The 14,440-nt window shown below is 73.9% G+C and carries 13 protein-coding genes; 8 read left to right on the top strand and 5 right to left on the bottom strand.

All coding sequences use genetic code 11. The features are described 5' to 3' along the window. The first annotated feature begins 11 nt into the window (after window positions 1–11). The 4 genes from GXW83_RS14600 (at window position 12) to GXW83_RS14585 (ending at window position 5,340) form a co-directional block, all read left to right on the top strand. Complete coding sequence (locus GXW83_RS14600) at window positions 12–1,268, top strand: sensor histidine kinase (protein WP_182443492.1); 1,257 nt, start codon at window positions 12–14, stop codon at window positions 1,266–1,268. Beyond that, entirely contained in the window at window positions 1,265–1,885 is a 621-nt protein-coding gene (locus GXW83_RS14595) for a response regulator transcription factor (protein WP_182443491.1), read from the top strand. The genes GXW83_RS14600 and GXW83_RS14595 overlap by 4 nt, the downstream gene beginning before the upstream one ends. Window positions 1,886–2,054: 169 nt before the next feature. Further along, the gene (gene rph, locus GXW83_RS14590) at window positions 2,055–4,652 is read left to right on the top strand and encodes a rifamycin-inactivating phosphotransferase (RefSeq protein WP_182443490.1); all 2,598 of its coding nucleotides are present in this window, start codon (window positions 2,055–2,057) and stop codon (window positions 4,650–4,652) included. Between the two features lie 184 nt (window positions 4,653–4,836). Beyond that, window positions 4,837–5,340, top strand: a complete 504-nt coding sequence (locus GXW83_RS14585) for a carbonic anhydrase (RefSeq protein WP_182443489.1) — start codon at window positions 4,837–4,839, stop codon at window positions 5,338–5,340. Window positions 5,341–5,402: 62 nt separating this feature from the next. Here GXW83_RS14585 and GXW83_RS14580 read toward each other — a convergent pair whose 3' ends face one another. From GXW83_RS14580 to GXW83_RS14570, 3 genes are all read right to left on the bottom strand, one after another. Then, complete coding sequence (locus GXW83_RS14580) at window positions 5,403–5,621, bottom strand: DUF5133 domain-containing protein (protein ID WP_182443488.1); 219 nt, start codon at window positions 5,619–5,621, stop codon at window positions 5,403–5,405. 134 nt (window positions 5,622–5,755) lie between these two features. Then, window positions 5,756–6,217 carry an ATP-binding protein gene (locus GXW83_RS14575; RefSeq protein WP_182443487.1) on the bottom strand — a complete coding sequence of 154 codons (462 nt, stop codon included), beginning with the start codon at window positions 6,215–6,217 and terminating at the stop codon, window positions 5,756–5,758. Between the two features lie 121 nt (window positions 6,218–6,338). Beyond that, window positions 6,339–6,923 carry a winged helix-turn-helix transcriptional regulator gene (locus GXW83_RS14570; protein WP_370466680.1) on the bottom strand — a complete coding sequence of 195 codons (585 nt, stop codon included), beginning with the start codon at window positions 6,921–6,923 and terminating at the stop codon, window positions 6,339–6,341. Window positions 6,924–6,983: 60 nt separating this feature from the next. Between GXW83_RS14570 and GXW83_RS14565 the strand changes: the two genes are divergently transcribed. After that, on the top strand, window positions 6,984–8,414 hold the full coding sequence (locus tag GXW83_RS14565; protein WP_182443486.1) for an MFS transporter: 1,431 nt from the start codon (window positions 6,984–6,986) through the stop codon (window positions 8,412–8,414). Window positions 8,415–8,421: 7 nt separating this feature from the next. Here GXW83_RS14565 and GXW83_RS14560 read toward each other — a convergent pair whose 3' ends face one another. After that, a complete protein-coding gene (locus tag GXW83_RS14560) occupies window positions 8,422–10,707 on the bottom strand; it encodes an FUSC family protein (RefSeq protein ID WP_225446982.1) in 2,286 nt (761 codons plus the stop codon). A 627-nt stretch (window positions 10,708–11,334) separates the two neighbouring features. On the opposite strand from GXW83_RS14560, the gene GXW83_RS14555 reads away from it, so the two are divergent. Then, window positions 11,335–12,369, top strand: a complete 1,035-nt coding sequence (locus GXW83_RS14555) for a G1 family glutamic endopeptidase (RefSeq protein WP_182443485.1) — start codon at window positions 11,335–11,337, stop codon at window positions 12,367–12,369. A gap of 75 nt (window positions 12,370–12,444) precedes the next feature. On the opposite strand, the gene GXW83_RS14550 is transcribed toward GXW83_RS14555, so the two are convergent. Then, window positions 12,445–13,119, bottom strand: coding sequence for a GntR family transcriptional regulator (locus tag GXW83_RS14550; protein WP_182443484.1), 675 nt, complete (start codon window positions 13,117–13,119; stop codon window positions 12,445–12,447). A 73-nt stretch (window positions 13,120–13,192) separates the two neighbouring features. Here GXW83_RS14550 and GXW83_RS14545 point away from each other — a divergent pair, with 73 nt between their 5' ends. Together GXW83_RS14545 and GXW83_RS14540 are read left to right on the top strand one after the other, a co-directional pair. Next, complete coding sequence (locus GXW83_RS14545; protein ID WP_182443483.1) at window positions 13,193–13,627, top strand: VOC family protein; 435 nt, start codon at window positions 13,193–13,195, stop codon at window positions 13,625–13,627. After that, window positions 13,624–14,385, top strand: a complete 762-nt coding sequence (locus GXW83_RS14540) for an SDR family NAD(P)-dependent oxidoreductase (RefSeq protein ID WP_182443482.1) — start codon at window positions 13,624–13,626, stop codon at window positions 14,383–14,385. The genes GXW83_RS14545 and GXW83_RS14540 overlap by 4 nt, the downstream gene beginning before the upstream one ends. Window positions 14,386–14,440: the final 55 nt, after the last annotated feature.

The following is a 14,440-nucleotide window of genomic DNA, read 5'->3' as shown; positions in this document are numbered from 1 at the left end:
CGGAGGGACCGATGGCAATCCTGACCGGCTGGTGGCAGCGGCGGAGCGACCCCGCGCGGATCGAGTTGTACACCCGGTCCTCGTTCCACTTCTTCGCCCTGTCCGAGCTGGGCATGCTGGCCGGCTCGCTGATCGGCGGCGCCCCGCCGGGGGCGTGGATCGGGCTGCTCGGGCTGGTGGCGGCGCACGCCGCGCTGTGCGCGCTGCTCTCCGCCAGGGGCCTGGACTGGCTGACCGGCCGCCGGGAGCGGCCGGTCCGGCTGCTCGTCGCCGTCGCCGCCTTGTCCGTGGCGGGCGCGGTGCTCGCCCTGGCGCTGCGGACGAGCGGCGTCCTCGGCCGTGGCGTGGACGTCGCGGTCCTGGCCGTGGGCCTGATCGGCTTCGGTCTGGGCGCGATGGTCCTCGGCATCCACGGGCTCCGCGAGCTGGTGTACTGCCTGCTGGGCGCAGCTGCCCTGCTGGCCGCGGCCTGCGCCGCGCTGGGACTGCCGGGCGGGGCGGTGGCCGGATTCGCCGCCGCCGCGCTGGGCACGGGGGCGCTGATGATGTTCACCAACGGCTGCTCGGTGTGGCTGATGAGCGTGGTCCGGGAGCTGGATGCGGCCCGGGAGCTGGAGTCGCAGCTCGCCGTCGCCGAGGAGCGGCTGCGCTTCGGCCGCGACCTGCACGATGTGATGGGTCGGAACCTGGCGGTGATCGCGCTCAAGAGCGAGCTGGCGGCGCAGCTGGCCCGGCACGGCCGGGCGGAGGCGGTGGAGCAGATGATCGAGGTGCAGCGGATCGCCCGGGAGTCGCAGCGCGAGGTGCGCGCGGTGGTCCGCGGCTACCGCCGGGCCGACCTGGCCACGGAACTCACCGGGGCGCTGTCCGTGCTCCGCGCGGCGGGCATCGACGGGCGGGCCGAGGGGCAGGACGGCGATGCGCTGCCGTCCGAGGTGCAGGCCGCCCTGGGCTGGGTGGTCCGCGAGGCCACCACCAATGTGCTGCGCCACAGCGAGGCCCGTAGCTGCACCATTCGGCTGACCACGGACGGCGCGGCCGTGCTGTCCGTGGTCAACGACGGGGTGCCCGCCGACAGCCGCGCCCCGTCCGGCTCCGGCCTGGTCGGGCTCCGCGAACGGCTGGCCGTGCTCGGCGGCGCCCTGGCCGTCGAGGCGGGCGACGGCAGCTTCCGGCTGACCGCCGAGGTGCCCCTGCCAGAGGCCTCGCTGCCCGAGGATTCGGCGCCCGAGGCTTCGCCGGCGCGGCAGCGGAGCGCGGCCCTGTGAGCGAGCCGGTGCGGGTGCTGCTGGCCGACGACGAGCACCTGATCCGCGGTGCGGTCGCCGCCCTGCTGTCCTACGAGAACGACCTGCTGGTGGTGGCCGAGGCCGCCTCCGGCCCGGAGGCGCTGGCGATGGCCCGGGCGCACCGGCCCGACGTGGCGGTACTGGACCTGCAGATGCCGGGCGGGCTGGACGGGGTCGCGGTGGCCGCCGCGCTCCACGCCGAACTGCCCGGCTGCCGGACGCTGATCGTCACCAGCCACGGACGTCCCGGGCACCTCAAGCGGGCCCTGGCCGCCGGGGTGCGCGGCTTCGTCCCGAAGACGGTGTCCGCGGCCCGGCTGGCCGAGATCATCCGCAGCCTGCACGCGGGTGGCCGCTATGTGGATCCGGAGCTGGCCGCCGACGCCATCAGCGCCGGTGACTCCGTACTGACCGCGCGTGAGGCGCAGGTCCTGGAACTCGCGGCGGACGGCGCGCCGATCGCCGAGGTCGCCCGGCGCGCCTCGCTCTCGCAGGGGACGGTGCGCAACTACCTGTCCGCCGCCACCGCCAAGCTGTCCGCCGACAACCGCCACACCGCGGTCCGCATCGCCCGGGAACGGGGCTGGATCCAGTAGTCCGGCGAACAAGTAGTGGCAAGGAGAGCCCTCTCCTTGCCACTCCCAACGTATAGCGCACCGGGGGGCTTGCCGCAAGGCCCCGGTCAGGGCGCAGAATCGTCGGCTGATGCCGCAACCTGCGGAAACAGGGCAGGCCGTGGGTGTGGTCAGAGGGAAGGCAGCAGGAGTGACGGAGCAGTACGTGCTGGATCTGCACGAGGTCGACGGGGATCAGCTCGCGCTCGTCGGCGGCAAGGGTGCGCAGCTGGGCGGGGTGGCGCGGATCGAGGGCGTCCGGGTGCCGGAGGGCTTCTGCGTGACGACGGACGCCTTCCTGCGGACCATGGCGCAGGAGCCGTCGATCGGCGCTCAGCTCGACCAGTTGTCGCGGCCGGCCCCGGACGACCAGGCGGCGGCCCGCACGCTCAGCGCGCGGATCCGCCGGACCATCGAGGGGGTCGCCGTCCCGGACGACATCGCGGCGGCGATCGTCCGCGCGCTGGCCGGGCTCGGCGAGCAGGCCGGTTACGCCGTGCGTTCCAGCGCGACGGCGGAGGACCTGCCGACGGCCTCCTTCGCCGGCCAGCAGGACACCTACCTGAACGTGGTCGGACCGGCGGCGGTCCTCCGGCACGTCAGCCGGTGCTGGGCCTCGCTGTTCACCGACCGGGCCGTGGCCTACCGCCGGCAGCACGGCATCGACCACCGTGCGGTCCGGATGGCCGTGGTGGTGCAGCGGATGGTGGTCCCGGACGCCTCCGGCGTCCTGTTCACGGCCGACCCGGTCACCGGCGACCGGACGGTCGCCACCGTGGACGCCGCCTTCGGCCTGGGCGAGGCCGTGGTCTCCGGCCTGGTGAACCCGGACGTCTTCCGGGTGCGCCGCGGCGAGGTCGTCGCCCGGACGATCGGCGCCAAGCAGCGTGCGGTTCTCCCGCTGCCGACCGGCGGCACGCAGCTGGTGGCGGTCGACGCGCAGCGGCAGCAGCAACCGGCGCTGACGGACGACCAGGTCGTGCGGCTGGTGCGGCTCGGGCGGCGGATCGAGGCGCAGGCCGGCCGCCCGCAGGACATCGAATGGTGCCTGGTCGACGACGGCTTCCAGGTGGTCCAGAGCCGGCCGATCACGACGCTGTTCCCCGTTCCCGAGGCCGCCGACCAGGAGAACCACGTCTACGTCTCGGTCGGTCACGGCCAGATGATGACCGATCCGATGAAGCCGCTGGGGCTGTCCATGTGGCGGCTGACGGCCATGGTGCCGATGCACGAGGCGGGCGGGCGGCTGTTCGTCGACGTCACCCGCCGACTGGCCTCGCCCGCGAGCCGCGCCGGTCTGCTGGACGCCCTGGGCAAGGGCGATCCGCTGGTCAGGGACGCACTGGAGACCGTCCTGGAGCGCGACGGCTTCGTCGTGCCGCTTCCGGACCCGGGCCCCGGCGGGCCGCCGTCCGGTGCTGTGCCCGCCCCGATCGAGACCGATCCGGCCATCGTCACCGGGCTGATCGAGCGCAGTCGGGCGTCCATCGCCGCCCTGGAGCGCGGCCTGCGGTCCACGAGCGGCCCGGCGCTGTTCGACTTCCTGGCGGAGGCCTTCGAGGAGCACAAGCGTGTTCTCGGCGATCCGCTGAACCTCCAGGTGATCATGGCGGGAATGGAGGCCACCTGGTGGCTCAACGACAGGCTGCAGGAGTGGCTGGGCGAGAAGAACGTGGCTGACACGCTGACGCTGTCCGCCCCCGGCAACATCACCTCGGAGATGGGGCTGGCGCTGCTCGACGTCGCGGACGTGATCCGCCCGCATCCGCAGCTGGTGGCGTTCCTGCAGGGCGTCGAGGACGAGGGCTTCCTGGACGGGCTGGCGAAGCTCCCGGGCGGGAGCGAGGCGCGCGACGCCATCGAGGCGTACCTCGACCGGTACGGCATGCGCTGCGTCGGCGAGATCGACATCACCCGGCCGCGCTGGCGCGAACGCCCCAGCACGCTGGTGCCGCTGATCCTGGACAACGTCCGGAACTTCGGGCCGGGCGCCGCCGAGCAGCGCTTCGAGCAGGGGCGGCGCAGGGCGCAGCAGAAGGAGCAGGACGTGCTGGCGCGACTGCGGGCCCTGCCGGACGGGGACCGGAAGGCCGACGAGACCAAGCGGATGATCGACCGGGTCAGGACCTTCATCGGCTACCGGGAGTACCCGAAGTACGGCATCGTCTGCCGCTACTTCCTCTACAAGCAGGCCCTGTTGGCGGAGGCCGAGCGCCTGGTGCAGGCCGGTGTGCTGCCCCGGCCGGAGGACGTCTTCCACCTCACCTTCCAGGAGTTCCGCGACGCCGTGCGCAGCAACCGGGTGGACGGCCGGCTCATCCGGCAGCGCAAGGAGGCGTTCCGGTCGTACCACGCGCTCACGCCGCCCCGGGTGCTCACCTCGGACGGCGAGGCCCTCACCGGGGCGTACCGGCGTACGGACGTGCCGACCGGCGCCCTGGTCGGCCTGCCGGTCTCGGCCGGGACGGTCGAGGGGCGGGCCCGGGTCGTCCTCGACCTGGCGCAGGCCGATCTCGAGGCGGGCGACATCCTGGTCACGACCTTCACCGACCCCAGCTGGTCGCCGCTGTTCGTCGGCGTCGCGGGCCTGGTGACGGAGGTCGGCGGCCTGATGACCCACGGCGCGGTGATCGCCCGGGAGTACGGCCTGCCGGCCGTCGTGGGCGTGGAGCAGGCCACCCGGCTGATCCGGGACGGGCAGCGGATCCGCGTGCACGGCACCGACGGGTACGTCGAGTTGCTGCCGTGATCCGCAGCGGCGGGGCCCAGGTGGTTCCCGTGGTGCGCCGGTCCGGCGCGGGTCTAGGCTGGCTTCATGACCGTGCTCGTACGCCGTCGCCATGTGGACTTCGGGCGCCTGTCCAGCGCCGCGTGTCGCGCTCACCGTTGAACACTCCCCCGCGGATCCCCTGAGCGTTCCCAAGGAGATGGTCATGACCGAAGCACGCACGAGCACCGAGCAGTACCTCGACAACAACACCGTCTACGCGTCGGACTTCACCGGCCCGCTGCCGCTGCCGCCCGCCCGCCACACCGCCGTTCTGGCCTGCATGGATGCGCGGCTCAACGTCTACGGCGTGCTCGGCCTGGCCGAGGGCGACTCGCATGTGATCCGCAACGCGGGCGGCGTCGCCACCGACGACGCCATCCGCTCGCTCGCCATCAGCCAGCGCCTGCTGGGCACGCGGGAGATCATCCTCATCCACCACACCGACTGCGGCATGCTGACGTTCGGCGACGACGCCTTCCGGGAGTCCATCCGCGAGGAGACCGGCATCAAACCGCCCTGGGCGGCCGAGGCGTTCGCCGATCTGGAGACCGACGTCCGGCAGTCGGCGGCCCGGATCAAGGCCAGCCCGTTCGTGCCGCACACCGACCAGGTGCGCGGCTTCGTCTTCGACGTGGCCACCGGAAAGCTCGACGAGGTGGTCCTCTAGCGGCGCGGGGGGCAGTGGTGTGACCGGGGCAGGGGTGTGACCGGTCGTCAGGTCGGCGCGGGTCAGGCGGCCGTGCCCAGTTCGCATCGGGAGGCGAGCAGGGCGCGGGCCCGCGCCAGGGCGGCGGCGGGTCCGCATGTGCCGACGGTGACGCAGAGGGTGTAGTACAGGTCTTCCCCGGACTGCGCTGCCAAGGCCCCGCTGCTCGGGGCGTCCGGCCGCTTGAGGTTCTCGAGTGCTCTGACCAGGCGGTGCAGCTCGTCGAAGTTGATCAGTGGCATGTCCGGCTCCGTCGTGTGCCGTGGGGGCAGTACGCCGGGGTCATCCCCGACCGCGAGGGACGCCTTCCCGCTGCGCGCGGATTTCCGCACCCGTCGCGGAATATTTTCAGCCGATCACCGCACGGAGGCAGCGGTCACTGTCTGTCGGCGTCACGCCCGCTGCTCGGCCGGCACGGCGGGTCGCAGCGCAGCGGTATGGGTCCGTGGAAGCTGGCGGTGACGGTCTTTCCGTGGGACTGCTGCTGGGCGCCCCAGGCGTCGGCGAGCGCGTCGACGAGCACGATGCCGCGCCCGCCCGTGGCGTTCTCGTCGGGGGTGCCGGTGGTCGGCAGGTCGCGGCAGCCGTCGTGGACGCTGACGTGCAGGTAGCGGTTGTCCCAGACGAGGACGAGCTGCGCAGTGCTGTGGGCGTGGAAGTGGGCGTTGGTCACCAGCTCGGAGACGGTCAGCTCGACCGCGTCGGCGATGTCGGGCGCCCACTCGTTCCATCCCAGGGTGTCCAGGTGGCGGCGCACCCAGCGCCGACTCGCCTGGACACCCCCCGAGATCGGGAACGACTGTGCCCAGCCGGTTGCTTTTACGGACGTCACGCGCATCGGGGGCTTCTCCTTGACCAGGGCCGTGGGAAAGAGCGCCTACCCGTCACAGAGCGTTCCAATGGTCCCGCCCCGGCCGCAGTCGTCCGCCGCCCCCGGTGTGCCGCCGTCCGAGCGTGGCTCACCGCCCGGGCGCGGCCCCCGATTCCGGTACGGCCTCCGGCCTCGGGGCGGTGGGGCCCTGGCGGTCCCAGCCCGGGGAGCGGATGTCCAGGCTGACGTCCGGGCCCCGCACCTCCGCCCCGCAGGTTCGGCAGGTCCAGGCCGCGTCCAGCGGGTGGTCGGGATGGTCCGGGTGGCCGGTCGGATGGTGCCGGAGCACCACCGGCGGCTCCGGCGTCACCCAGCGGTCGCCCCAGGCGAGCAGCGCCTGGGTGAGCGGGGCGAGGTCCCGTCCGGCCTCGGTGAGGTGGTACTCGTAGCGCGGCGGGCGCTCGCTGTAGGCGCGGCGTTCGACCACCCCGGCCTCTTCCAGGGCGCGCAGCCGGGCAGTGAGCCGGTCGCGCGGGGCACCGGTGTTGCGGACGATCCGGTCGAAGCGGTGGTTGCCGTAGAACAGCTCGCGCACGGCGAGCAGCGCCCACTTCTCGCCGAGGATCTGCAGCGCGGCGGCGATGGAGCAGGGGCGGCCCGGCAGCGGAGCGGCGGCAGGACGGCCTTCGGTGTGCTGGGGGTCGGTGTGCGGGGGGTCGGTGGGCTGGGTCACTCCACCAGCCTGCCACAGAGGGTTGTGTTCTCGGACTCACTACCGCTAGCGTTCCCGGGCATGGAGACAGTTGGAATATCAAACTCAGTAGCCGCACCGGCCGACCGGGACCGGCCGCACCGTCGGGCCGCGTTCCTGGTGGTGGCCGCCGCGGTGTTCGTGTCGAACCTCGACCTGTTCATCGTCAACGTCGCCCTTCCGGCGATGCAGCGGCACTTCCACGGCAGCAGCCTGGCCACCCTCTCCTGGGTGCTGAACGGCTACGCCATCGTCTTCGCCGCCCTGCTGGTCGTCGCCGGGCGGCTGGCGGACCGGATCGGACACCGCCGGGTGTTCCTCGCCGGGCTGGCCGTCTTCACCACCGCCTCCGCACTCTGCGCGCTCGCCCCGGCCGTCGGCTGGCTGGACGCCGCCCGGGTGGTCCAGGCGGCGGGCGCCGCCGCACTGATGCCGACCTCGCTGGCGCTGCTGCTGGACGCCACTCCTCCGGCCGAGCGCCCCTCCGCCATCCGGGCCTGGGCCTCGATCGGCGGAATCGCCGCCGGGTTGGGACCGGTCCTCGGCGGACTGCTGGTCGAGGCCGACTGGCGCTGGGTGTTCATCGCCAACGTCCCGGTCGGCGCAGCCGCACTCGCCGTCGGTGCCCGTGTGCTGCCCAGGCTGCGCGGCCAGGAGCAGGGACCGCTGCCGGACCTGTTCGGCGCGGGGCTGCTCACCGCCGCGATCGCCGTTCTCGCCGTGGCCCTGGTCAAGGGCGACGACTGGGGCTGGGGCTCGGCCCGGGTCCTCGGCGGCCTGCTCGCGGCCGTACTGCTGACCGCCTGGTTCCTGCGCCGCTCGGCCGGCCACCCCGCCCCCGTCGTCGAACTGCCGCTGCTGCGGGTGCCCAGCTTCGCCGCGGCCAACACCGCCGCACTGCTGTTCACCGTCGCCTTCGCCGGGATGCTGCTGACCTCGGTCCTGTGGTGCCAGCAGGCATGGGGGTACTCGGCGCTGCGCACCGGACTGGCCATCGCCCCGGGCCCGCTGCTGGTGCCGCCGGTCGCGCTGGGCAGCGCCGCGCTGGTGCGCAGGCTCGGCCCCGGGCGGTTGGCCGCGCTCGGCACCCTGCTGTTCGCCGCGGGCATCGGCTGGTGGGCGTCCGCCATCGGCGTCAGGCCCGGCTACACCGCCGAACTGCTGCCCGGCATGCTGCTCACCGGCCTGGGCGTGGGCCTGACCCTGCCCACCCTGATCGGCTCCGCCGCAGCGGCGCTGCCGCCCACGCGGTTCGCCACCGGCTCGGCCGTCACCACGATGGCCCGGCAGATCGGCGCGGTGGTGGGCGTGGCGCTGACGGTCAGCCTGATCGGCACCCCGCACGGACCGCAGAGCGCGCTGGACGCCTTCCGGCGCGGCTGGACGGCGGTGATCGTGGCGGCGCTGCTGGCCTCCGCGGCCTCCCTGGTGCTCGCCGCCGCCCAGCGCCGGGCAGCGGCAGGGCAGCCCTAGCCGGCCGTCAGCCGGAGCCCTTCGGCCTCGCGGCTGCGGCCAGGCCCGGCTGGAGCCGACGGGCGACGTCGATGTGGTCGCCGGTCCAGATGATGCGGACCGCGGTGCCCGTGGCCTGTCCGCGTTCGTCGCTCAGGTCGTGGCGGACCGACGCGACCAGGCGGGCCAGGGCTGCGGCGTCGGTCGGCACCGGAGCCGGGATGTCCGCCTCCCGGTCCAGGCCGGCGGCCAGGCCCCGGTACCAGTCGGTGACGCGGGTGGCCGCGCCCAGGATCTCCAGGCGCGCGTCGGTCCGCTCCACCTCGGTGCGCCCCTGCGCCGAGTGCCGCCACAGGGAGACGACCGCGTCCGCCACCAGGCGCAGGCCGACGACGCCGGTCACCAGCGCGGTCAGGTTCGCCAGCGGCATCGGCTTGGAGCCGCGTTCGGCGAGGTAGCTGCGGAAGGCGTCGTCGAGCCTGCGGGCCGAGGCGGCGGCCTCGCGTCCCTGCGGCACCGGAGCGGAGGTTGCGGCCGGGTCGGCGGTGCAGTGGCCGACGGCGTACTCCACGGCACCGGCCAGGTAGCGGGCGCTCTCCCGGTACGCGTCCGCGAGGGCCCGCTCGACGGCGGCCCCGGCGCCGCGCGGCCAGAAGAACAGCGCCACCAGCACGCTCACCCCGCAGCCGAGCCCGATGTCCTGGACGCGCAGCAGCGCGATGTGCCAGTCGGGGTTGTGGCCGATGTTGAACAGCACCACCAGCGTGACGGTGAACGCGGCCTGGCCTGCGGTGAAGGAGATGGCGGCGGGCGCGATCCCGGCCAGCAGGATGGCCAGGGGCAGCAGGAACCACAGCAGGGTGCCGTGGTGGCCGATCAGTTGCAGCAGCCCGGCTCCGATGATCGAGCCGGCGACGGTGCCGAGCACGGCGCGCATGGCGTTCTGCCCGGTGTTGAGGGCGCTGGAGCGCAGGACGGACAGGGTGCCCAGCACGATCCAGAAGGAGTGCTGGACGGCCGTGACGTCGGCGAGCGCAACGGCGATGCCGAGGCCGACCGCGCCGCGCAGGCTGTTGTGCAGCCACACCGAGTGCGGCTGGAGGTGGGCTGCGGCCCGCTCGCGGGCGGCGGCCAGCGGCTCGGTCAGGGCGCCGGGCTCCCGGCCGAGCAGGCGCTCGGGCCAGCTGCGCTGTTCGGCCGCGGCGGCGAGGTGGATGTTGCCCGCGATCTGCAGCACCGCGAACCCCAGCTCCTGCGCCCGGAAGGAGAGGTCCAGGGTGGCGACGAAGGCGTCCACGTCCGTCCGGGCGGCTGCGGTGGGCCGCCGCACCGGCAGCAGGCCGGTCGAGCTGCGCTCCATGCGGACGACGGCCGCCCGCAGCCCGTCGGAGGCGAGCCGGAGCCGTTCGGGGTCGGCCCGCAGGTCCTCGAGCAGTTCGGCGGCGCGGTCCAGGACGTCGGCGAGGGCGCGGCGTACCGCCGGGGCCGCCGGGTCGCAGGGCGGCGGGTCGTCCGTGGACGTCGGGGTGTCGGCCAGGACGCGGGCCAGCCAGGTGAGTTCGTCGATCAGCCGGACCAGGGCCCGGGAGGTGATCGACAGGCCGGTGGGCCGGTAGGGGGTGGCGTCGAAGGCCCGCCGCAGGTCGACCCCGGCACGCGCGGCCTGCTCGGCGGCGGCCCGGCACTGCTCCGCGCCCGGGGCGTCCGCTCCGTGGTCCAGCCGGGAGGCCTCGGCGCGGATCCGGGCCGAGGCGGCACGGCAGACGCGGGCCGCCGGCGCGCAGAGCGGGTCGACGGAGGGCCGGGGCCACAGCAGGCAGACCGCCAGCACCGCCGCGGCCGTGGCCAGGCCCGCACCGGCCAGCCGGTCCGGTAGCACCGACAGCGGCGCCGGGCTGGTCACCGGCAGCACGAACGCCAGCAGCAGGGCGGTCGCCGAGCCGGCCAGGACCGAACTGACGATGCCGGAGAACAGCACCAGGAAGCCGACCACGACGGTGACGGCGACCCCGAGCCAGGTGCGGTGGGCCACGAGCGTGCCCAGGCAGATCAGCACGCCCCAGGACACGCCCAGGCTCAGATGGGCCCGTACGCGCTGCACCATGGTGCCCGGGAACTCCACCAGCAGCAGCATCGAGAAGGACCCGAACGCGGCGAAGCTGGCCATCGCGGGCGAGTGGAACACCTCGGAGCACAGCGCGAACAGGGCGGGCATCACCAGCGCGGTGCGACCGGCCCGGCGGGTGGCCGCCAGCCCGGGGTCATGGGCCCGCAGCCACGCCACCACCCATGCGATCCAGCCCGGTACTCGCACGGCTCCGCACACCTCCGTCGGCAGGCAGTATTGCCCCGTTCCGGCAGGGTAACGGCTGCGCCGCGGCGATGCGCCGACGGGCCGACGCAGCCCGACCGGGACAACCCGGTCGGCCGGTCACCGCCCGGGGCCAAGCGGCCGGGCGAGACGGCGTTCACGCGCACAGGCGCGGGCTCGACGGCAAGCGCGGCTGGCCGAGGCCTTCGACCGCGCGCGGCATTCAGGGCGCCCACGCCGACGGCACCGGGCATCGCCGCCCGGGCGGCAACCGCACCGACGACCGCGACAGACACCGTCGTCTTCGGCCTCATCCGGTACCGGCAGAACGTCCGGCCCGTCCTCAACCTGCTGCGGGCGGATCGCTGACCGTGGGGGCACGTGCGCCCGCGCCGGTCATCCACGACCGTGGATGTCCTCAACACCGTTTTACCGCAAGGGAGTTCGCTCAAGTGGCGGGAACCCGACAAGGCAGTCGAAACCGTGGCGAGTGGGTCGACGCCGGGCACCGCCGCCTGGATACTCGGAACCAACGGCCGTTCTCTGCTTCGAAGTTCAGTAATTCGACAAGCACAGACGGCCGTTGGTCATGTCTGCTTCCGTTCGGACCAGGATGAGGAGACCCACGACATGCGTAGAGCACTGCGCAATCTGGCGATGGCCGCCGCGGTGTTAGCGAGCACCGCACTGGTGGGCGCCCAGACGCCCTTGGCAGCCGCGGCGACCACAGCGACCACGGCGGCGTCCGTCACGGTCCACGCCACCCGGGGCTGCGCGGGCGCCGTGGTGCGCGCGCCGCGCGCCGGGCAGGCGATGACCGCCGCGGACGCGGGCGCCCCGTCCGCGCTGGACGGCTTCTTCGCCAAGGCCGCCGAGCACCACGTCACCTGGCTGACCGCGATGACCTGCACGACCTCCACCGTGAACCACCGGCTCCAGCCCGTGGCCGCCGCCCACGGCACCGCGAACACCGTGTACCAGAGCGGCAACTGGTCCGGCTACCAGATCACCCAGCCCGGCGTGCAGGTGGCGCAGGCCGGTTGGACCATCCCGGCGGTCACGGTGCCGAGCCCGGGGTACTCGTCGAACGGCGCGTACTACTCGTCCACCTGGTCGGGCGTCGGCGGGGGTTTCAACTCCGGCTCCGGGGCGCTCGTCCAGGCCGGTACCTCGTCGGACATCTCGGTCGGCGGGACCGCCCAGTACTACCCGTGGTGGGAGATCGTCAACGGCACCGGTGACACCGGCGGCGAGGTGCGGATCACCAACCTCGCGGTCCACGCCGGGGACACCGTCTCGTCCACCCCGTACTGGGCCCCGATCAACGGCGGTCTGGCCCAGTTCGCGGTCTGCAACATGACGCAGAACGTCTGCGTCGACTTCGCCCACGCCTCCTCGGCGCCGGGCACCACCGCCGAGTGGATCCAGGAGGCGCCGACGGTGAACGGCAGCGTCGCGTCGGTGCCGAACTTCGGCTCGCTGACGTTCACCACCGCCTGCTGGGTGCAGACCTGGCCGGGCAGCTGCGTCCCCGCGGCCACCGGCGGCAGCCTGGCCTCGATCGACCTGTACCTCAACGCGCTCAACAGCGAACAGCTCGTCTCCTACCCGGGAGCCGTGAGCGCGAGCGGCTCCCAGTTCACCGTCTACTACCGCCAGCCGTAGTCCGGCTCCCTCGCTGACGCGGGCGTCCGACCCCCTCCCCGGCGGCCGGACGCCCGCCCATCCGGCGGGATCAAATCAGGGCCGCAGGCAGGCGAGCAGGCTGCGGCGGGCGGAGTGGACGTGCTCCTCGGCGCGGCGGGCCAGGGTCTCGTGGTCGTCGGAGCGCAGCAGCTCGGCGAGTTCGCGGTGCTCGTCGACGACGCGGGCGCGGTAGTGCTCGTAGCCCAGGTCGATCCGGCGCAGCTGGAAGAGGTAGGTCTGCGAGCGGACGGCGCGCCAGGCCTCGTCCAGCCTGCGGTTGGCCGCGGCGTCGTAGATCCGGTCGTGGAAGGCGATGTCGAGCGCGAGCAGCCCCGCCCCGGACGCCTCGCCGGCGGTCTCCTGCTCCATGGCGCGGACCAGGCCGTCGAGGCCGTCCAGTTGTTCGCCGGTCGCGTTCCGCTGCGCGGTGGTGGCTGCCAGCCGGTCCAGCGCGGCGCGCACGGCGTAGACCTCCTCGACGTCCCGCGCGGCGACGTCGATGACGGTGGTGCCGCGGTGCCAGGCGCTGTGGACGAGCCCTTCGCGTTCGAGCGCCGCGAGCCCCTCGCGCACCGAGCCTCGGCTGACGCCGAGCGAGGCGGCCAGGTCGACTTCGCGCAGCGGGGATCCGGGCGGGAAGTGACCGGCGAAGACGGCCTCGCGGATGAGGTCGGCCGCCTGGTGCGCCAGGCCGCGGCGGGTGGCTTTGGGGAGCGGTGCGCTGGTCATGGGCCAATGTTGACATTCGACATTGCGTGCTACAAGGTCGGAGCCGCCATCGATCGAGTCGAAGGAGCCCCGCATGTCCGTCAGCCCCGGCGTCCGCCCCGCCTTCCACCTGGCCATCCCCGTCGACGATCTGGACGCCGCCCGCCGGTTCTACGGCGGGGCCCTGGGGCTGAGCGAAGGGCGCTCGACCGACCACTGGGTCGACTGGGACCTGCACGGCCACCAGCTGGTGACCCATGTCGTCCCCGGCGGCTCCGCGCCCGCCGGGAGCAGCGAGGTGGACGGGCACGCGGTGCCCGTGCCGCACTTCGGCCTGCTGCTCCCCGAGGGCGACTTCCACCGGCTCGCCGACCGGCTGGGGGCGGCAGGAACCCGGTTCGTCATCGAGCCCTACCGGCGCTTCCCCGGAGATCCGGCCGAGCAGTGGACGATGTTCCTGCTCGATCCGGCCGGCAACGCCCTGGAGTTCAAGGCGTTCCGCGACGAGTCCCAGGTCTTCGCGCGATGAGGCGGGTGCTGGTCACGGGGGCGTCCCGGGGCATCGGACGAGCGGTGGCCCTCGCCTTCGCCGGGCGCGGGGACAAAGTGGCGGTGCACTACGCGTCCCGCCGCCAGGACGCGGAGCAGACCCTGGCCCTGCTGCCGGGGGACGGCCACGCCCTGGTCGCGGGCGATCTGGGCGACCCCCGGGCGGCCGGGCGCATCGTCGAGGAGGCGGTCGGGGCGCTGGGCGGGGTCGACGTGCTGGTGAACAACGCCGCCGTGGCACCGGCCGCCGACACCCGGCACGCGGTGGCCGAGGTGTCGTACGCCGACTGGCAGCGCGTCTGGCATCGCATGATCGACGTCAACCTGCTCGGTGCGGCGAACCTGACCTACGGCGTCGCCCGGCACCTGATCGGGCGCGGCGCGCCGGGCAGCGTCGTCAACATCGGCTCGCGCGGGGCCTTCCGCGGTGAGCCGGAGTTCCCCGCGTACGGCGCGAGCAAGGCCGCGCTGCACGCCTTCGGGCAGTCGATGGCCGTCGCGCTGGCACCGCACAGGATCGCCGTCACCTCGGTGGCGCCCGGCTTCGTGGCGACCGAGCGGCAGGCGGCGAAGATGGACGGCCCGACCGGCGACGCGCTGCGGGAGCAGAGCCCCTTCGGACGGGTCGGCACTCCGCAGGAGGTGGCGGCCGCCGTGCTCTACCTGTCCTCGCCGGAGGCCGCGTGGTCCTCGGGCACGGTCCTGGACCTCAACGGCGCCTCCTACCTGCGCACCTGAAGCCGCCCGGCCCGCCTCCGCGGCGGCACCGGGACGTCTCGGCCCCGCCGGTGGG

This window comes from Streptacidiphilus sp. PB12-B1b (assembly GCF_014084125.1).
GTDB lineage: Bacteria > Actinomycetota > Actinomycetes > Streptomycetales > Streptomycetaceae > Streptacidiphilus.
This window is presented reverse-complemented; position numbering and strand designations above follow the sequence as displayed.